20 protein-coding genes are annotated in these 18,640 nt (G+C 67.0%); 10 read left to right on the forward strand and 10 right to left on the reverse strand.

Translation table 11 applies throughout. From position 1 onward, the window contains the following. Window positions 1-9: 9 nt before the first annotated feature. From BXA00_RS04735 to BXA00_RS04750, 4 genes are all read right to left on the reverse strand, one after another. Window positions 10-1,419 carry a TRAP transporter large permease gene (locus tag BXA00_RS04735; protein WP_076516663.1) on the reverse strand — a complete coding sequence of 470 codons (1,410 nt, stop codon included), beginning with the start codon at window positions 1,417-1,419 and terminating at the stop codon, window positions 10-12. 52 nt (window positions 1,420-1,471) lie between these two features. After that, entirely contained in the window at window positions 1,472-2,098 is a 627-nt protein-coding gene (locus BXA00_RS04740) for a TRAP transporter small permease (protein ID WP_156902737.1), read from the reverse strand. 63 nt (window positions 2,099-2,161) lie between these two features. Continuing rightward, window positions 2,162-3,136, reverse strand: coding sequence for a sialic acid TRAP transporter substrate-binding protein SiaP (locus tag BXA00_RS04745; RefSeq protein WP_076516665.1), 975 nt, complete (start codon window positions 3,134-3,136; stop codon window positions 2,162-2,164). Window positions 3,137-3,279: 143 nt separating this feature from the next. Then, the gene (locus BXA00_RS04750; protein WP_076516667.1) at window positions 3,280-3,993 is read right to left on the reverse strand and encodes a FadR/GntR family transcriptional regulator; all 714 of its coding nucleotides are present in this window, start codon (window positions 3,991-3,993) and stop codon (window positions 3,280-3,282) included. 183 nt (window positions 3,994-4,176) lie between these two features. Here BXA00_RS04750 and BXA00_RS04755 point away from each other — a divergent pair, with 183 nt between their 5' ends. Genes BXA00_RS04755 through pyrF form a run of 3 tightly spaced genes read left to right on the forward strand, consistent with a single transcriptional unit; the run spans window position 4,177 to window position 6,770 of the window. Further along, window positions 4,177-4,575 carry a diacylglycerol kinase gene (locus BXA00_RS04755; RefSeq protein ID WP_076516669.1) on the forward strand — a complete coding sequence of 133 codons (399 nt, stop codon included), beginning with the start codon at window positions 4,177-4,179 and terminating at the stop codon, window positions 4,573-4,575. Between the two features lie 48 nt (window positions 4,576-4,623). Then, window positions 4,624-5,943: an NAD(P)/FAD-dependent oxidoreductase gene (locus BXA00_RS04760; RefSeq protein WP_076516671.1), complete on the forward strand. Its 1,320-nt coding sequence runs from the start codon at window positions 4,624-4,626 to the stop codon at window positions 5,941-5,943. An 8-nt stretch (window positions 5,944-5,951) separates the two neighbouring features. Further along, window positions 5,952-6,770 (forward strand): orotidine-5'-phosphate decarboxylase, encoded by an 819-nt coding sequence (pyrF, locus tag BXA00_RS04765; RefSeq protein WP_076516673.1) that lies wholly within the window; start codon window positions 5,952-5,954, stop codon window positions 6,768-6,770. A 60-nt stretch (window positions 6,771-6,830) separates the two neighbouring features. Here the strand turns inward: pyrF and BXA00_RS04770 are convergent, their stop codons facing one another. The 6 genes from BXA00_RS04770 to ribBA form a co-directional block, all read right to left on the reverse strand. Further along, window positions 6,831-7,397: a CinA family protein gene (locus BXA00_RS04770; protein WP_076516675.1), complete on the reverse strand. Its 567-nt coding sequence runs from the start codon at window positions 7,395-7,397 to the stop codon at window positions 6,831-6,833. Next, entirely contained in the window at window positions 7,394-7,900 is a 507-nt protein-coding gene (locus BXA00_RS04775; RefSeq protein ID WP_076516677.1) for a phosphatidylglycerophosphatase A, read from the reverse strand. Before BXA00_RS04775 ends, BXA00_RS04770 begins: the two co-directional genes overlap by 4 nt. 66 nt (window positions 7,901-7,966) lie before the next feature. Then, a complete protein-coding gene (gene thiL, locus BXA00_RS04780; RefSeq protein ID WP_076516679.1) occupies window positions 7,967-8,932 on the reverse strand; it encodes a thiamine-phosphate kinase in 966 nt (321 codons plus the stop codon). Window positions 8,933-9,098: 166 nt separating this feature from the next. Continuing rightward, window positions 9,099-9,608, reverse strand: coding sequence for a transcription antitermination factor NusB (gene nusB / locus BXA00_RS04785; RefSeq protein ID WP_076516681.1), 510 nt, complete (start codon window positions 9,606-9,608; stop codon window positions 9,099-9,101). Then, a complete protein-coding gene (gene ribH, locus BXA00_RS04790) occupies window positions 9,577-10,107 on the reverse strand; it encodes a 6,7-dimethyl-8-ribityllumazine synthase (protein WP_076516683.1) in 531 nt (176 codons plus the stop codon). The genes nusB and ribH overlap by 32 nt, the downstream gene beginning before the upstream one ends. 10 nt (window positions 10,108-10,117) lie before the next feature. After that, window positions 10,118-11,293 (reverse strand): bifunctional 3,4-dihydroxy-2-butanone-4-phosphate synthase/GTP cyclohydrolase II, encoded by a 1,176-nt coding sequence (gene ribBA, locus BXA00_RS04795; RefSeq protein WP_076516685.1) that lies wholly within the window; start codon window positions 11,291-11,293, stop codon window positions 10,118-10,120. 148 nt (window positions 11,294-11,441) lie between these two features. On the opposite strand from ribBA, the gene BXA00_RS04800 reads away from it, so the two are divergent. From BXA00_RS04800 to BXA00_RS04830, 7 genes are all read left to right on the forward strand, one after another. Beyond that, on the forward strand, window positions 11,442-12,260 hold the full coding sequence (locus tag BXA00_RS04800) for an HAD-IIB family hydrolase (RefSeq protein ID WP_076516687.1): 819 nt from the start codon (window positions 11,442-11,444) through the stop codon (window positions 12,258-12,260). 12 nt (window positions 12,261-12,272) lie between these two features. Further along, window positions 12,273-13,085: an IclR family transcriptional regulator gene (locus BXA00_RS04805; protein ID WP_076516689.1), complete on the forward strand. Its 813-nt coding sequence runs from the start codon at window positions 12,273-12,275 to the stop codon at window positions 13,083-13,085. A 146-nt stretch (window positions 13,086-13,231) separates the two neighbouring features. Then, the gene (gene phnD, locus BXA00_RS04810) at window positions 13,232-14,230 is read left to right on the forward strand and encodes a phosphate/phosphite/phosphonate ABC transporter substrate-binding protein (protein WP_076516691.1); all 999 of its coding nucleotides are present in this window, start codon (window positions 13,232-13,234) and stop codon (window positions 14,228-14,230) included. A gap of 6 nt (window positions 14,231-14,236) precedes the next feature. Then, on the forward strand, window positions 14,237-15,007 hold the full coding sequence (phnC, locus tag BXA00_RS04815) for a phosphonate ABC transporter ATP-binding protein (protein ID WP_076516693.1): 771 nt from the start codon (window positions 14,237-14,239) through the stop codon (window positions 15,005-15,007). Further along, window positions 15,004-15,891 carry a phosphonate ABC transporter, permease protein PhnE gene (gene phnE / locus BXA00_RS04820; protein WP_076516695.1) on the forward strand — a complete coding sequence of 296 codons (888 nt, stop codon included), beginning with the start codon at window positions 15,004-15,006 and terminating at the stop codon, window positions 15,889-15,891. Before phnC ends, phnE (BXA00_RS04820) begins: the two co-directional genes overlap by 4 nt. Next, a complete protein-coding gene (gene phnE / locus BXA00_RS04825) occupies window positions 15,888-16,712 on the forward strand; it encodes a phosphonate ABC transporter, permease protein PhnE (RefSeq protein WP_076516697.1) in 825 nt (274 codons plus the stop codon). Before phnE (BXA00_RS04820) ends, phnE (BXA00_RS04825) begins: the two co-directional genes overlap by 4 nt. A gap of 229 nt (window positions 16,713-16,941) precedes the next feature. Next, the gene (locus BXA00_RS04830; protein WP_076516699.1) at window positions 16,942-18,600 is read left to right on the forward strand and encodes a CYTH and CHAD domain-containing protein; all 1,659 of its coding nucleotides are present in this window, start codon (window positions 16,942-16,944) and stop codon (window positions 18,598-18,600) included. Window positions 18,601-18,640 lie beyond the last annotated feature (40 nt).

Below are 18,640 nucleotides of genomic sequence, written 5' to 3' on the forward strand. Positions count from 1 at the left end.
ATGGGTTCCTTATTTGCCGGCCATGCCCATCGCCGTGGGCAGCCACAGGGTGATTTGCGGGATGTAGGTAATGGCGATCAGCGCCAGGAAAAGCGGCACCAGCCATGGCAGGATGGCCATCGTGGTGCGCTCGACGGACAGCTTGGAGACGCGCGCCAGCACGAACAGCACCATCCCCATCGGCGGATGCAGCAGGCCGATCATCAGGTTCAGCGTCATGATGAGGCCGAAGTGGATCGGGTCGATGCCCAGTTTCAGCACGATCGGCAGCAGGATGGGCACGAGGATGGTGATGGCGGCGATGGTGTCGATGAAGCAGCCGACGATCAGGATCAGCACGTTGGCCATCAGCAGGAACACCCACTTGTTCTGCGTCACGCTCAGGATGGCGTCCGTCAACGCCTGCGCCGCCTGCGTGGTGGTGAGCAGCCATGCGAACACCGACGCCGCCGTCACGATGAAGAGGACGGACGCGGTGGTCTCGATGGTGTCGAACGACGCCTTGGCCAACGTGCGCAAGGTCATGGATCGATACCGGACCAGCCCCAGGAACAGCGCCCAGATCACGGCGGCGACCGCCGCCTCCGTGGGCGTGAACCAGCCCAGCGTCATGCCGCCGATCAGGATCACCGGCGCCATCAGCGCCATGACGGCGGAAAAATTGAACTTCCAGTCCAGGATCAGCAGGACCGCGAACGCGATTGCGGCGGCAATGTTGGGCGACACGCCCTGCAGCGTCATCAGCCAGATCGACAGCGGAAACGCCAGCACGATCAGCACTTCCAGCGCCGCGCCGCCCAGCCGCTTCCAGTTGAAGGCGACGTCGCCGCCCCAGTTGTTGCGGCGCGCGTAATAGGCCACGGTAAACATCATCATGAGGGTCAGCACGAGGCCGGGAATCAGGCCCGCCAGGAACAGGGAGCCGATCGACACATTGGCCATCATGCCGTAGATGACGAAGGGCAACGAGGGCGGAATGATGGGGCCCAGCGTGGCCGACGCGGCGGTGACGCCGACCGCGAATTCGGTCTGGTAGCCGTGGTCCTTCATGGCCTTGATCTCGATGGTGCCCAGGCCCGCGGCGTCGGCGATGGCGGTGCCCGACATGCCGGCAAACACGACCGAACCGACGATATTGACCTGCCCCAGCCCGCCGCGCATCCACCCCACCAGCGCCACCGCGAAGTTGTAGATGCGGCCGGTGATGCCGGCGATGTTCATCAGATTGCCCGCCAGGATGAAGAAGGGCACGGCCAGGAGCGGGAAGGACTCGACGCCCGCGATCATGCGCTGCGCGACGACGACGTCCGGCACGCTGCCGGAGATCAGGATGTACAGCAGGGACGCGCCCGCCATGGACACCGCCACCGGCAGTCCCATGATCATCAACAGCAGAAAGCTTCCTATCAGTGTGCCCATGTATCGCTCCCGGAAAGACACTGCGGATTCGTGGTGGACGCCGGCTCGCGGTTCAGTCCAGCGACTCGTAGGCCGCGGGGTTTTCCAGGATCGAATAGCCCTGGCGCCAGTTCTGCAGGGATACCTGCAGCGACCGCAGGAACATCATGGCAAAGCCCGCCAGCGCCACCCAGTACACGTAGGCCTTGTTCCAGAACAGCGTGGTCATGGGCTCGTCGCCCACCAGCACGATGTAGCGGTACGTCAGCCATACGGCATAGCCGAAAAAGGCCGTGCGCAGGATATCGATCAGCGTCGACAGCACGCGGCCCACGGGTTTTGGCAGGTAGCGGTACAGGAAGTCCACCTGGATGTGCCGGCACGCGCGCACGCACATGGCCGAGCCCAGGAACACCACGCCGATCAGGCAATACACCGCCAGCTCTTCGGTCCAGGCGTATGAATCGTTCAACACGTAGCGGGAGAAGAACTGCAGGAAGACCAGCAGCGCCATGGCCCAGAAGATGGCCAGGCAGATCCAGTCTTCGGGCTGGTAGCCGGCCAGGCTGACCTCGTGATGGTCGGCCTCTTCGAAGCTGTGGACGATTTCATCCACGGAGGCGACGTGATGCGGGCCGGGCGGCCGGTCCGGCGTGTGGCTGACGGCCGCCATCGGCGCGGCCTTCGCGTTGGAATGCATGGCGTTCCCCTCGTCCGGGATCGGGTACGGAAAGGCGGGCCGGGACGCCGGCCCGCCCGCGCGCTACTTCACCGCCTGGATCTTTTCCCAGTCCGACTTTTCGTAGCCGTACTGCTTGAACGGCACCTTCTCCAGCACGGTGTCGCGAAACTCCTGGACGTTGACCTCGGCCACCGTCAGACCGCGCTTCTTGAACACGTCGACCATCTTCTTTTCGTTGGCGGCCACTTCCGCCGACGCCTTTTCCGCGGCCTGCTGCGCGACCTCGGTGAAGATCTTCTTGTCCTCGTCCGACAGGCTCTTCCAGAGCTTGCCGGAGATCACCGTGTTCAGGTGATCGACGATGTGGCCCGTGAGGATGATGTTCTTCTGCACCTCGTAGAACTTCTTGGCCTCGATGGTGGTGAGCGGATTTTCCTGCGCTTCCACCGTGCCGTTCTGCAGGGCCAGGTAGACCTCGGCGAAGGCGATGGGCGCCGTGTTGGCGCCACAGGCGCGCGGCATGGCCAGGTAGGCCGCGACGTCCGGGACGCGGATCTTCAGGCCCTTCATTTCGCTGCACTTGGTGAACGGGCGATTGGACGTCGTCTGGCGCGTGCCGTAGTACGTGGTCGCGACGATGTGGTTGCCGCTCTTTTCGTCGTAGCCGCGGGTCAGCTCCTTGTAGATGTCGCTCTTGGTGTAGGCGATCAGGTGCTCGGGACTGCGGAAGGTGTAGGGGTAGTAGGTGACGCCGATGCGCGGGAAGGTCTTGGCGGCGAAGCTGGACCCGGAAATGATCATGTCCACCGTGCCCAGGGTCAGCCCCTGGTTGATGTCGTTTTCCTTGCCCAGCTGCGAGGCGGGATAGACATCGATGTGATAGCGGCCGTTGGTGCGCTTTTCGATTTCCTGGGCCGCCCACACCGATGACGTGTGGAAGGGTTCGGACGTCTCGTACACGTGCGCCCATTTCAGCGTGGTCTGGGCCAGCGCGGTGCCGCTCACGGCAAGCGCGACGGCGGCAAATAGCACTTTGATAGCGTTGCCTGACTTCATGTTGTCTCCTCTCTTTGAGGTGGCGGGCTCAACGGCCTGCGTCATGTTTTACATATGGAGTTCACCTTCACTTACTGGAGCTGCACCTACGTACTGCGACTGCGATCCGCCGCCCGCGCCTCCAGGGCGCCGGCGGCATGTTGCTATTCAGCGCGCAACGCATCGGCCGCGCCGGGCCAACTGGCCATCAGGCGGTCGTACGAGCAGGAGAGATGTTGATGCATGGCGGCGCGCGCGCCCTGTTCGTCCCCAGCCGCGATCGCGTCGATGACGCGCCGGTGCTCGGTGATGGCGACGGCCCAGCTATCGGAATTTTCGAAGTAATCGCCCAGCTTCACGGAGAGCGGGTTATGGCGTTCGTCGAACAGCTCGCCCACGACGCGCACCAGCACGGCGTTGCTGGCCATTTCGGCCACGCGCAGATGGAACAGCCTGTCGCCGCGGATGGGCACGCTGCCCGACCGGGCCTCGTCTTCCATGGCGTCGACCGCGTCGCGCAGGCCTTCCACCAGCGCGGGCACTGGATTCAGCGCGGCCTGGGCGGCCAGTTCGCCTTCGATGGTGCGGCGCGCGCGGATGGTCTCGAGCGGGCTTTCGGCGGTCAGGCTGGCGCGCGGCGCGCCGGCCAGGCTGTGCACATACACGCCGGAACCCATGCGGACTTCGACCCAGCCTTCGACTTCCAGCGCGATCAGCGCCTCGCGCACCGAGGGGCGCGAGACGCCCAGCTTCAGCGCGAGGTCGCGCTCGGGCGGCAGGCGCGCGCCGACGGGAAACTCGCCCGCCTCGATCAGCAGGCGGAGCTGATCGGCGATCTGGCGATACAGGCGGCGAGGTTCAATGGTCTGAATCGGCATGCAAGACAAGTCGTTGACAGGACGATGACAGGAGCGAAAGGTAAAGTGGCCTTACCAATTGACCAGAATCCTGCGCCTGCTGCCGTTGGGTCACAATTAGGGTTTGCCCATAGGCGCGCGCCGTGCCACGCGGGCAACCCTTATCTGTTAAAAAGCCGCCACACCCGGCCTTCTTCCGATTCCATGACCCACGACCCGCAACACTCGCCCTTCAAAAGCACCGGCGGCGCGCGCCGCATCCTGAATGCGCTGCGCTATTCATGGCAAGGCCTGAAGGCGGCCGTCCAATACGAGGCGGCCTTTCGCCAGGAACTCGCGCTGGCCGTGCTGATGATCCCGGCGGCCTTTTTCCTGGGCCGCACCACGGTCGAGGTGTTTTTCCTGGTGGGCGTGGTGGTCATGGTGCTGGCGGCGGAACTGCTCAATTCCGCCATCGAGGCGCTGGCCGATGCGCTGTCCGTCGAACGCCATCCCCTGTTGGGACGGGCCAAGGACCTGGGCAGCGCGGCGGTGATGCTGCTGTTGATATTCGCGGGAACGGTCTGGGTGGGAGTGGCCATCAGCCGTTTCGTCATGCATTGACACGGTTCGCACCATGATGAGGATGCGAGCCTATTTATACTGGGACCCATGATGCCTCAATCGACGTCAGCCCCCTCCAAGCGCGTCGTCATCGTCGGCGGCGGCGCGGGCGGCCTGGAACTGGCCGCCAAACTGGGCCGTATCCACGGCCGTCAACACATCACCCTGGTCGACAGCCGGCCCTTCCATATCTGGAAGCCCTCGCTGCATGAAGCGGCCGCGGGCACGCTGGACATCCACCAGGAAGGCCTTTCCTACCTGATGCTGGCCCACATGGACGGCTTCTCGTTTGCCCAGGGCCGCCTGGAAGGCGTCGACCGCGAACGCCGGCTCATCACGCTGGACGCCGTCAACGACGCCCAGGGCCAGGAAGTGCTGCCGCGCCGCGAGTTGCCCTACGACACGCTGGTGCTGGCGCTGGGCAGCACGTCCAACTTCTTCAACACGCCCGGCGCGGCCGAACACGCGGTCACGCTGGACACCACGGAAAATGCCGAGCAGTTCCGCCTGACCATGCTCAAGGCCATGGCGCTGGTGGACCAGGCCAAGGTGCGCAATCCGTCCGCGCGGCTGGATCTGGTGATCGTGGGCGGCGGCGCCACGGGCGTCGAACTGGCCGTCGAACTGACCGAAGCCAGCCACGTCGTCAGCGCCTACGGCCTGCCGAACTTCCGCGCCGACCGGGATCTGGCCATCACGCTGGTCGAGGGCGCGCCGCGCATCCTGTCCGCGCTACCCGAGAAGATCTCGGTCGCGGCAACCAAGCGGCTAACCGAGCTGGGCATCCGCGTGGAAACCTCCTGCCGCGTGTCCGAGGTGACGGACAACTCCGTGCGCACCGCCGACGGGCGCGAATTCCCGGCCCAGTTGTGCATGTGGGCCGCCGGGATCAAGGGCCCCGCCCTGCTGGCCGACCTGGGCCTGCCGCTGAACAAGCTGGGGCAGCTCGAGGTCAACGAGCGGCTCGAAACGCCCGATCCGCACATCCTGGCGCTGGGCGACTGCTGCGCGGCGCCCTGGCGCGACGGGCGCACGGTGCCCGCCCGCGCCCAGGCCGCGCACCAGCAGGCCGACTATCTGACCAAGAAGCTCACCGCCCGGCTGCGCAACCACGCCGAGCCCACCGCGCCCTATGTCTATCAGGATCACGGGTCGCTGGTGTCGCTGGGGCAGGATGCAGGGGTGGGCAGCCTGATGGGCAAGCTCGCCGGACGGGGACTGTTCGTAAGCGGTACACTGGCGCGCTTGATGTACATGAGCCTGCACCTGATGCATCACAGGTCGGTGCTGGGCGCCTCGCGTACCGTCTCCCTTGCCCTGGCTCGCCTGCTCATGCGGCGCACGCGCCCGCGGGTCAAACTGCACTGAACTCCCCCATGAATTTCCTGCAAAAACTCGAACACGCCTGGACCACCAGCAACTCGCTCCTGCAAGTCGGGCTGGATCCCGACCCGCAGCGCTTCCCGCGCGAACTGCAGGACAAGCCCGACGCCATCTTCCAGTTCTGCCGCGACATCGTCGACGCCACCGCGCCGTATGCATGCAGCTTCAAGCCGCAGATCGCGTACTTCGCCGCGCACCGCGCCGAAGACCAGCTCGAAGCGCTGTGCCAGCACATCCGCGACAACCATCCCGACCTGCCCATCGTGCTGGACGCCAAGCGCGGCGACATCGGTTCCACCGCTGAAAACTACGCGCGCGAAGCCTACGAGCGCTACCAGGCGCACGCCCTGACCGTCAGCCCCTACATGGGCCTGGACTCGGTGGAGCCCTACCTGGCGTGGCGGGACCGCGGCGTGATCGTCCTGTGCCGCACCTCCAACCCGGGCGGCTCGGACCTGCAATTCCTGAAAATGGATAACGGCGAGCCGCTGTACCTGCACGTCGCGGGGCTGGTGGCCGACAAATGGAACGCCAACGGCCAATGCGGCCTGGTGGTGGGCGCGACCTTCCCGAACGAACTGGCCTCCGTGCGCCAGCGCATCGGCGACGCCGTGCCCCTGCTGGTGCCGGGCATCGGCGCCCAGGGCGGCGATATCACCGCCACGGTGAACGCGGGCGCCAACGCGGCGCGCAGCGGCATGATGATCAACTCCTCGCGCGCCATCATCTACGCCAGCGGCGGCGATGACTGGCGCGAAGCCGCCGCCGTGGCCGCCAAGGGCCTGCGCGACGCGATCAACGCGGTGCGCTGATCGGACGTCGCGGGGCAGCAAGAGAACGCAGTGAGCGCGGCTAGGGGGCCTATAACCCCCCTAGCGCCGGTTGATCGGCGCGCCCACGAATTCCAGCACCGCGCGCAGCGCGAATTCCACCGAGGCCCGGCGCACCTGCGCCCGGTCGCCGGAAAACACATGCGTTACCGCGCGGCTGCTGATGCCGTCGCCGACCCGCATGGCAAAACCGAAGCACACCATGCCCACGGGCTTGCCCGGCGTCGCGCCCCCCGGGCCGGCGATGCCGGTGGTCGACACGGCCACGTGCGCATTCGGCACCGCCAACAGCACGCCATTCGCCATTTCAAGCGCCACGGGTTCGCTGACCGCGCCGAAGTGCTGCAGGGTTTCGGGCGAAACTTCCAGCTCGGTCACCTTGGCGTCGTTGCTGTAGGTGACGAAGCCGCGCTCAAACCAGTCGCTGGAGCCCGCCACCGCGGTGATGGCGCCCGCCAGCAGGCCCCCCGTGCACGACTCCGCGGTGCCCAGCATCCACCCCTGCCGTCGCAGCACGTCGCCCAGCCGCTCGGACAGGCCGAGGATGGTTGCTTCCGACAACTGCGCGGCCGCCATGTGTGTCCGCGCGCCTTCCTGCTGATCGTTCATCCCAAGACTCCTGTGCGGGCCACCAGCGCCATCACCAGCAAGGCATAGCCGGCCGCCACGATATCGTCCCACATGACACCAAAGCCGCCCTTGATATGGGCGTCGAAGAACTTGATGGGCGGCGGCTTGACGATGTCGAACGTGCGGAACAGCACGAACGCCAGGGTCTGCGCCATCCAGCCGGTCGGCGTCAGCCACAGCACCAGCCAGAACGCCACCATCTCGTCCCACACCATTCCGACATGATCCGACTGCTGGAGTTCTCGGCCCACGCGATGGCACGCCCAGCAACCGTACAGAAAGGCCACGGCCAGGAACACGCCGATGGCCAGGTCCGACGCCGCGGGCGCGGCCGCCACCCAGATCGCCCACGCAAGCAGCGTGCCCCAGGTGCCCGAGGCGGGCCGGATCAGCCCGCTGCCGAACCCGAAGGCGATCAGGCGGCCCGGATCCCGGCATATCCAGGACAACGCGGGGTACGCGGCGCGGCTGCGATCGCGCATGGAGGGAGAATGCTTGTCGGTGGAAGTCATGGAGTGCTGGTTCGGCAAAAGCCAGGAGGCCGCGGGTCAGGCCGCGGGAAAGTGATCGAAGCCCGCGGGCAGGTCCGCCAGCGGGCGGCCTTGAGGATCGAGGACCGACAAGCCCGCCTGCGGCAGGATCTGGCCCACGCGGGTCACGCGCGCGCCGGCCGCGCTGGCCGCCGCCAACACGGCGTCACGCCCGGACGCGGGCGCGGTGAAACAGAGCTGGTAGACGTCGCCCCCGCCCAGCACCGCGCGGCGCAGCGGCGCCGCGTCCAGGCGCGCCAGGGCGGGCGCCACGGGCAGGTCCGCGAACCGCAGGCAGGCGCCCACACGGCTGGCGGCCAGGATATGGCCCAGGTCCTGCAGCAGGCCGTCGGACAGGTCGATCGCCGCATGGGCGACGCCGCGCAGCGCCAGGCCCAGCGCCACTTGCGGTTGCGGCCATTCCAGCGCGTCGCGCGTCGCGGCCAGCAGCGCGGGATCGGCGGGGTACTGTCCGTCCAGCAGCCGGTAGGCCACGTCCGCCGCGCCCAGTTCGCCGGACACCCACACATCATCGCCGGCTTGCGCGCCGTCGCGGCGCAGCGCCTGTCCGGGCGGCACCGCGCCGAACACCGTCACGCTGATCGCCAGGTCATGCGCGCTGCGCGTGGTGTCGCCGCCAATGAGCGGGCAGCCGTGCGCGGCGGCCAGCGCATGAAAGCCTTCCGCAAAGGCCGCCAGCCAGGGCTCGTCCAGGCGCGGCAAGGCCAGCCCCAGCACGCAGCCGATGGGACGCGCGCCCATGGCCGCCAGGTCGGACAGGTTGACCGCCAGGGACTTGTGCCCCAGGGCTTTGGGATCGACGTCGGGAAAGAAATGCCGGCCTTCCAGCAGCAGATCCGTGCTGGTGGCCACCTGCTCGCCGGGCGGAACAGGAAACAGGGCGCAGTCATCGCCCACGCCCAACAGGCCGGCCGGCGCCGAGCGGGTGAAGTAGCGCGCAATCAGATCAAATTCGGACGCCACCGCGCCTCCACAATCGGCTATCAATGGGTCGGCGTCGCATCGACCGGGGCGCTCCGCGCGCCCCGTAGCGGGGCCGCGCGGATCCGGCTCCGCCGGTCCGCAGCGGCGCCCCCTTGAGGGGGGCCCGCCCAGGGGGAAGCGCGCAGCGCTTCGGGGGTGGGTCTAGCTAGCGCCGTTGCTGCGCGGCGGCCTGGACTTCGTGCGCGCGCACGTCGGCAGCCAGCTTGTCGAGCACGCCGTTGACGAACTTGAAGCCGTCGGTGCCGCCGAACGATTTGGCCAGTTCGACGGCCTCGTTGATGGCGACCTTGTACGGCACTTCGACGTGATGGATCAGTTCGAAGCTGCCGATCAGCAGGATGCCGTGCTCAACGGGCGACAACTCGGCCAGCGGGCGGTCGACGTAGGGCGTGAAGCGCTCGCGCAGCGTGGGCGCTTCGCGCAGCACGCCATGCAGCAAGGTCTTGAACCACTGCGCGTCGGCCTCGGAAAAATCCTCGGTGTCGCGCAGGTGGGCGTCGATCTCGCCGGCGTCCTGCGTGCCTTCGCCGCCGCGCAGCAGCCACGCGTACACGCCCTGCAGCGCGAATTCGCGTGCACGGCGCCGCGCGCTGCGCGCGTTGGCGCGGGCCTGCGCCGCGCTATCAGCGCTGCTCGTCGTCTTCTTCGTCGTCAAAATCTTCGTCCTCGTCGTCTTCGTCTTCGTCTTCTTCCTCGGGTTCCAGCGCCGCCACCAGGTTGGCCATTTCAACGGCCACCTGGGCGCAGTCGCGGCCCTTGCCCGCGGCACGGGCCTGCGCCTGCTCGTCGGTGTCGACGGTCAGCACGCCGTTCGCGACGGGGATACCGGTTTCGAGGGAGATACGGGTGATTGCCGTGGCCATTTCATTGCTGACCACTTCAAAGTGATAGGTTTCGCCGCGGATGACTGCGCCCAGCGCGATCAGGGCGTCGAACTCGAACGTTTCGGCCATGTGCGACAGGGCCACGCCCAGTTCCAGCGCGCCGGGCACGGTGGCGACCATCACGTCGCGCTCGTCCACGCCGAGTTCGGCCAGTTCCTTCAGGCACGCTTCGAGTTCGGCCTGGCCGATTTCTTCGTTGAAGCGGGCGCGTACGATGCCGATGTGCAGCCCTTCGCCGTTCAGGTCGGGGGTGAGGATGTAAGGGTTCATGTGTCGGCCTTCAGTGTGTTGCGGGAGTGTTCTGCGGGTCGCAATCGTAACCCGTAATGGTGAGCGAAAAGCCCGCCATGCTGGGCATCTTGCGCGGCCGGGCCAGGAGCCGCATCTGGCCCACGTTCAGGTCGCGCAGAATCTGGGCGCCGATCCCGTAGGTGCGCAGGCCGAATCGATCGGCGTTGGCGGCATTGGACTGGGCCTTCGGGTCGTTCCAGCCTGCAATCTGGCCAAACAGGTGTTCGGTGGACGACTGGCAGTTCATCAGCACCAGCACGCCGGCCGGGGCGCTGGCGATGGCCTTGAGCGCCTGGGCCACGCCCCAGCTGTGCGGGCTTGCGCCGGTGTCCAGCACGTCCAGCACGGACGCGGGTTCGTGCACCCGGACCAGCGTCTCGGCGTCGGGAGTCACATTACCATGCACCAGCGCCAAATGGGCGGAGCCCGTGGCGGCGTCTTCATAGGCCACGGCCTCGAAGGTGCCCCAGGCCGTCTGCATGGTGCGTTTGCCCACGCGCTTGACGATGGATTCGTGCTCGCTGCGGTATTGGATCAGGTCGGCGATGGTGCCGATCTTCAGGCCGTGCTGGCGGGCGAATTCCACCAGGTCCGGCAGGCGGGCCATGGTGCCATCGGGCTTGAGGATTTCGCAGATGACCGCGGCGGGCGTCAGGCCGGCCATGGCGGTCAGGTCGCAGCCGGCCTCGGTGTGGCCGGCGCGCACCAGCACGCCGCCGGGCACGGCGCGCACCGGGAAGATGTGGCCGGGCTGGACCAGGTCGGACGGCTTGGCGTCGCGCGCCACGGCCACCTGGATGGTGCGGGCGCGGTCGGCGGCCGAAATGCCGGTCTCGACGCCTTCGGCGGCCTCGATGGACTGCGTGAAATTGGTGCCGTAGCGCGTGCCGTTGCGGGCGGCCATCATGGGCAGCTCAAGCTGGCGGCAGCGTTCTTCGGTCAGGGTCAGGCACACCAGGCCGCGGCCATGGGTGACCATGAAGTTGATGGCTTCGGGGGTGACGAATTCGGCGGCCATGACGAGGTCGCCCTCGTTTTCACGGTCTTCTTCGTCAACCAGGATGACGATGCGGCCGGCGCGAAGCTCGGCGATGATCTCGGCAACCGAAGCGATACCGAAGGATTCCGGCTCGGAGCCGGGCAGGGGGGACAACTGGACGGACATGGCGTGACACGTAAACCAGGCGGGAAAGTCCGGATTTTACCGCCCCCGCGCGCGGAATCCCTATCGAAGGCTGGCCGGCCCGTTCGGGCGGGGGCATCCGGTTAAACTTTCGCCCGGAGATCCCCCAGAAAAACGAAGGAAAAACCTCATGCAAGCCCTAGCGGCCATGCCTTTGAACATCGCGGCAGCCGTCCGCGTCGTCCTGACCGACATCGACGATACGCTGACCACCGAAGGCCGCCTGCCGGCCGACGCCTACGCCGCGCTGGAACGCCTGGAACAGGCCGGCATCCAGGTCGTGCCGATCACCGGCCGCCCGGCGGGCTGGTGCGATCACATCGCCCGCATGTGGCCCGTGCGCGCGGTGGTCGGCGAGAACGGCGCGTTCTACTACGCCTATGACCGCAAGGCGCGCCGCATGACCACCCATTACTGGACCGACGCGGCCTCGCGCCAGGCAAGCCGCAAGCGGCTGGACGCGATCCGCGACCGCGTCCTGGCCGAGGTGCCGGGCAGCGCGGTGGCCAGCGACCAGGACTACCGCGTGGCCGACCTGGCCATCGACTTCTGCGAGGACGTGCCCGCCCTGCCCGACGCGGCGATCAGCCGCATCGTCCAGATCTTCCAGGACGCCGGCGCGCAGGCCAAGGTCAGCTCGATCCACGTCAACGGCTGGTTCGGCGACTACGACAAGCTGACCATGACCCGCACGATGTTCCAGCGCGAATTCGGCATGGACGTGGCCGGCGCCCTGGACAGCACGCTTTTCATCGGGGACTCGCCCAACGACGAGCCGATGTTTGCCTACTTCCCGATCTCGGTCGGCGTGGCCAACATCCAGGCGCAGTTGCACCGCCTGACACACCGCCCCGCTTTCGTGGCCGCGTTCCATGGCGGCGGGGGCTTCGTCGAAATGGCCGACCGGCTGCTCGCCGCGCGCCAGCCTTCCCAAGTCCAGCCGGCCTGAGGTCAGCACACCGTGGCAACTTCCAAGACAGCGGCGCCCGCCAACGACGGCCGCCGCAGCATCCAGTCCATCGAGGTGGGCGCGCCCCTGCTGGCCGCCCTGGTCGATGCCGGCAAGCCGCTGACCCTGCGCGACCTGGCGGCCGGCGCGGGCATGACGTCCGCCAAGGCGCACCCCTACCTGGTCAGTTTCATCCGCGTGGGACTGGTGCAGCAGGACGCCACCACCGGCCAATACGAGCTGGGCCCGTTCGCCCTGCAGATGGGCCTGGTCAGTCTGCAGCGCCTGGACCCGGTGCGCGTGGCCATGCCCGAGATCGCCAAGCTGCAGTCCGAGATCGGCCACACCCTGGGCATCGCGGTGCTGGGCTCGCACGGCCCCACCATGATCCACATGACCGAAGCCAGCTACCCGGTCCACGTGAACATGCGCAAGGGCACGGTGATGTCCATGCTGCATACCGCGACGGGACTGGTTTTCGCGGCCTGGCTGCCGCCCAAGGTCAGCGAACACTACATCGCGCGCGAGGAAGGCGACACCGCCGTGATCGCCAGCATGCCGCCCCCGCGCAAGGCCTCGCGCGCCAACATAGAGGCCCAATTGGCCGACATCCGCGTGCACGGCATGGCGCGCGCGCTGGGCAACCCGCTGCCCGGCGTGGACGCGCTGTCCGTGCCGGTCTTTGACAACACCGGCAGCATCGTCCTGGCGCTGACCAGCCTGGGACCGACGGGGCTGTTCGACGTGTCGTGGGACGGCGCGATCGCGCGTCCCCTGCTGGCCTGCGCCCAGGAAATCTCCCGCAAACTCGGCTTCCGCGGCTGAACGCGCTTCGCGCAAAAACGAACACAAAGCGAACAAAACGAACAAAAGACGAAAAAAAAGGCAGGGACTTTCCCGAGTGTGCCGTCCCCGGTTGTGTGTTTGAATTCAGCAAATATTCAATTCATACCTACACGAGGAGACACACGATGCAAGCCTTGCGTCTTATGCAGGCGGCCGCTCTGGCCGCATTCGCTTTTGGAGCGTCCGCCGCCCAGGCCGCCGACACCTGCTCCAACCGCGGCGACCTGGACCAGATGTACTGCGACGCGAACAAGGACCTGGTGGCCGACACGCCCACCGATGCGTCCAAGCTCAAGACGCCTTCCACGCTGGTGTTCACCTACACGCCGGTGGAAGACCCGGCCGTGTACGAAGACATCTTCAAACCCTTCACCAAGCACCTGTCCGAATGCACGGGCAAGCGCGTGGTGTTCTACCAGGTGCAGAGCAACGCGGCTGAAATCGAAGCCATGCGCTCGGGCCGCCTGCACGTGGGCGGTTTTTCGACGGGCCCCACGGCCTTTGCCGTGAACATCGCGGGCGCCGTGCCGTTCGCCGTCAAGGGCTACGCCGACGGCTTCCAGGGCTACAACCTGATCGTGATCGTCAAGAAGGACAGCCCCTACCAGAAGCTGACCGACCTGAAGGGCAAGAAGCTCGCGCACACCGCGCCGTCTTCGAACTCCGGCCACATGGCGCCCGTGGCGCTCTTCCCCAAGGAAGGCCTGACGCCCGACAAGGACTACAAGATCATCTTCTCCGGCAAGCACGACCAGTCCGTCATGGGCGTGAACTCCGGCGACTACGACGCCGCTGCCGTGGCATCGGACGTCTTCAAGCGCATGGTCGAGCGCGGCCAGGTCAAGGAAGCCGATTTCCGCATCATCTACACCAGCGAGAAGTTCCCGACCTCGTCGTTCGCCTATGCGCATGACCTGGAGCCGAAGTTCCGCGACCAGATGCTCAAGTGCTTCTACGACTACCGCTTCCCCGCGGAAATGTCCAAGGCCTTCGACGGCGCCGACCGCTTCTATCCGGTGACCTACCAGAAGGACTGGGCCATCGTCCGCCAGGTGGCTGAATCCGGTGGCGAAAGCTTCAACCGCGCCGCCTACGACCGCGAATCCGCAAAGAGCAAGAAGTAATCCAGCATGACGACGTCGCTACGCATTTCCGGCCTGGTCAAGGAATACCGGGCCGGCCGGCCGGTCCTGAACGGCATCGACCTGCAGATCGCCGGTCAGGGGCTCACCGCCATCATCGGGCCTTCGGGCACCGGCAAGAGCACGCTCCTGCGCTGCATCAATCGGCTGATCGAGCCCACCAAGGGCGAGATCGTGCTGCAATCCGACGATGGCGCCGTGGACCTGGCGCGCGTGCGCGGCGCGTCGCTGCGCCGTGCCCGCCGCCGCATCGGCATGGTGTTCCAGGAATACAACCTGGTCGAACGCCTGACCGTCATGGAAAACCTGCTGACCGGCAGGCTGGGCTACACCTCGGCCATGAAGGCCTGGATGCGGCGCTTCGAGCCCGAGGACATCGAGCATGCCTACAAGCTGCTGGACACCGTCGGCCTGGCCGGGTTTGCCGACCAGCGCGCCGATGCGCTGTCGGGCGGCCAGCGCCAGCGCGTGGGCATCGCCCGCGCGCTGATGCAGCGCCCGCAGTTGCTGCTGGCCGACGAGCCCACGTCCTCGCTCGATCCCAAGACCTCCGTCGAGATCATGGAACTGCTGTCCGCGCAGGGCAGCGCCACGGGCATCCCCGTCATCGTCAACATCCACGACGTCGAACTGGCGCGCCGATACGCCACGCGCATCGTCGGCATGTCGGGTGGCCACGTGGTCTATGACGGCGACGGCCAGGGCCTGGACGCGTCCATGCTCAAGACCATCTACGGAGGCGAGTCTTGGCTGGAATGACGCAACCCCGGGGCGGCCTGCGCCCCTTCGCCATGTCGGGGCGCGCCAAGATGGGCGTGCTGCTGCTGGTGATCTACACCCTCTATGCCGGCGCACAGCTCGACTTCAGCTGGACGCGCTTCGAATCCGGCATGGGCCACGCGTCGACGTTCCTGGCGCGCATGTTCCCGCCCAATTTCGAAAAGCCCGACACCTTGTGGAAGGGCATCGCGGAAAGCCTGGAGATCGCTGTCCTGGCCTCGATGCTGGGCATCTTCCTGGCCCTGCCCGTCGGGCTGCTGGGCGCGCGCAACATGATGCCCGCGTGGATCTCCTGGCCCGCGCGGTCGCTGGTCGCGCTGTGCCGCGCCCTGCACCCGGTCATCGTCGCCATCCTGTTCGTCAAGGCCGTCGGCTTCGGCGCGCTGGCCGGCATCCTGGCGCTGACCGTCGCATCCATCGGCTTCATCGGCAAGCTCTTCACCGAGGCCATCGAAGAAATTTCGCTCAAGCAGGTCGAGGCCGTCCGCGCGACCGGCGCATCGTTCGCCAACGTGATCGTGTTCGGCGTGCTGCCGCAGGTGTTCGCCCGCTTCATCGGCTTTGCCACCTACCAGTTCGACTCCAACCTGCGCAACTCCACGATGGTGGGGATCGTGGGCGCGGGCGGCGTGGGCGGCACCCTGTTCTCGGCCTTCCAGCGCTTCGACTACGACTTCGTCAGCGCCATCCTGCTGACCCTGATCGCCATCATCATGCTGGGCGAGATCCTGGCCGGCTTCGTGCGGGCCGTGTTCCTGGACAATCTGGGCTTTGACCGCATCCTGCAGAGCCGCTTCGCCGGCGCGCGCGGCATGGGCAGCAGCAAGCCGACGGCGGCACGCAAGGCGGAGGTGGACGAATGAACGCCCACGTTTCTCCCCTGAACCCCGCCGGCCAGCCGCGCGTCTGGCAGCGCTACAGCATGGGCCAGCGCCTGCTGCGCTTTGCGCTGTACCTGCTGGTGGTGGCGGCCATCGTGCAGGCGATCCGCGGCGTGGAGATCATCCCGGAGTTCCTGTACGACGCGCCCGAACAGATGGCCGACCTCTTCCGGCGCATGTGGCCGATCGACTGGGCTTACTACCCGGACGGCGTCCACAACGCCCTGGTCGAAACGCTGCACATCGCCACGCTGGGCACGATCCTCTCGGTGTTCATGGCCGTGCCGGTGGGCCTGCTGGCGGCCAACAACCTCACGCCCAGCAAGACCATCAACATGCTGGCCCGGCTGATCCTGGTGTCCAGCCGCTCGGTCAACTCGCTGGTCTGGGCGCTGCTGTTCATCGCCATCTTCGGCCCCGGCGCGCTGGCCGGCACGCTGGCCATCGCGTTCCGCTCCATCGGCTTTGTCGGCAAACTGGTCGGCGAAGCCATCGAGGAAGCGCAGCGCGGCCCCATCGAAGCCGTCACGGCCACCGGCGCCAGCAAGGCCTCGGTGATCTGGTATGCCTATTGGCCGCAGATCCGCCCGGCGTTCTGGTCCATCGTGCTGCTGCGCTGGGACATCAACGTGCGCGAATCGGCGGTGCTGGGACTGGTCGGCGCGGGCGGCATCGGCATGGCGCTGGACACCGCCCTGAACCTGTTCCAGTGGGATCGCGTCGCGCTGGTGCTGGCTGCCATCTTCGTGGTGGTGGTGCTGGCCGAGATCATCATCACGCAGGCGCGCAAACGCATCCTGTAGCGCGCACCGGTTGCCGTACGCTGCTCGGTTTCCCCTGACAGCGCTCCTTCGCCGCCCCCTGGGGCGGCGTTTTTCTTGGGGCCTTCCGGCTGGCGGCCGCCGCGGTGGCCGTCTTGTTATTGCGCCGCAAACACGTCTATGCTCAATGTGAACAAATTATGAACGGTCATCAAATCGCACCTGTGCGTTGATTAAGATCTCGGCTTTTGCCGTTGGACACCCCGCTGCCATGTCGGAACAGGAATTGAAACTGCACGTGCCCACGGCTTCACGCCAGGCCGTGCTGCGTGAAGTCAAGCAGCGCGAAGCCACGCGCATCCGCTTGCATGCCATGTATTTCGACACGCCCGAGCGCGAGCTTGCGCGGGCGCGCATCGCGATCCGGCTGCGCCAGGAGGGGCCCGACTGGGTCCAAACCTTGAAGATGCCCGGCGCCGACGCCATCTCGCGCATCGAAATGAACCATCCGCGTCCGGGCCCCGTGCTCGACCTGTCGGTCTACGCCGGCACCGAAGTCGAGGCCGCGCTTTCCGCCATCAAGGGCGAACTGGGCCTGCGCTACGAAACCGACGTGCAGCGCCTGCTGCGCAAGGTGCGCACGCGCTACGGCACCGTCGAACTGGCCTACGACACCGGCATCCTGCGCGCGGGCGCGCTCGAATTGCCGATCTCCGAACTGGAATTCGAACTGGTATCGGGCCGCCCCGCCGCCATTTTCTCCGCGGCGCGAGGCTGGCAGCAGCGCCACGCCCTGATCCTGGATCCGCGCAGCAAATCCGAACGCGGCGACGCGCTGGCCCAGCTTGCGCAGCGCCTGGCCGAGGTGGACGCCACGCCTGGCGACGACCTCGAAACGCGGCGCGCGCAGGCCATCGCCCAATTCTGGGCGCCGCGCGGCGCCGCGTCCGTGAAACTGCGCGACGACATGACCCCGCCGCAGGCCATGGGCGCCATCGCCGCCGAATGCCTGGACCAGATCTGCCGCAATGCCGCCGTGCTGGCCGAGGTCGACACCGAAGGCGTGTATCGCGCCGGCAACTCGGAACACGTGCACCAGCTGCGCGTGGGCGTGCGCAGGCTGCGGTCGGCCTGGAAGCTGTTCGACGGCTGGATCGCGCCCATCCCCGATTCCCTGCTGCAGGGTGTGCGCACGCACTTTGCGGCCTTCGGCGCCAATCGCGACCAGGACGTGCTGAACGAAACCGTCGCGCCCGCGCTGATGCGCGCCGGCATGCCGGTCATCCCCATGGAAGCCGCGCCGCCGGAAGAGGACGCACAGACCATCGCGGGCGGTCAGGCATTCCAGGCGTGGCTGCTGGAACTGCTGGAATGGACGCTGGACGTGCCGCCCGTGCAGCCGGACGCGGACAGCCAGACCATCGCCAACGGCACGCCCACCGACGCCGCGCCCGAGCCCGCCATCCGGCTGGAGGGCGGCGTGGCCGGCCCGACCATCAAGCCCACCATCATTCCGATGCTGACGCCGGAACCCCAACCGCAGCGCCTGCACAAGCTGCTCGCGCGCCGCCTGCATCGCTGGCACGGCAAGGTGGCCGACCAGGGCACGCACTTCGCGTCGCTCGACATCCCCACGCGCCACGAACTGCGCAAGCGCGGCAAGCGCCTGCGCTATGGCTTGTCGTTCGCGGAATCGCTGCTGCCGGCCGCCAAGCTGCGCGGCTATCGCAAGCTGCTGTCGCGCGTGCAGGACGTGCTGGGCGAAATCAACGATCTGGCGATGGCCAAGGACTACTACCAGTCATGTACGGCCACGCACCCGCAGGCCTGGTTCGCGCTGGGCTGGATCAGCGCGCGCCTGGACGAACTGGTCATCGAGGCGCAGATGGCCTTTGACGACCTCGCGCAAAGCAAGCCTTTCTGGAAGTAGCGCAAGGCGCCATTCCGGGCACGCCAAACGACAACGGGAC

Source organism: Achromobacter sp. MFA1 R4 (assembly GCF_900156745.1).
In the GTDB taxonomy this organism is placed as follows: domain Bacteria; phylum Pseudomonadota; class Gammaproteobacteria; order Burkholderiales; family Burkholderiaceae_B; genus Achromobacter.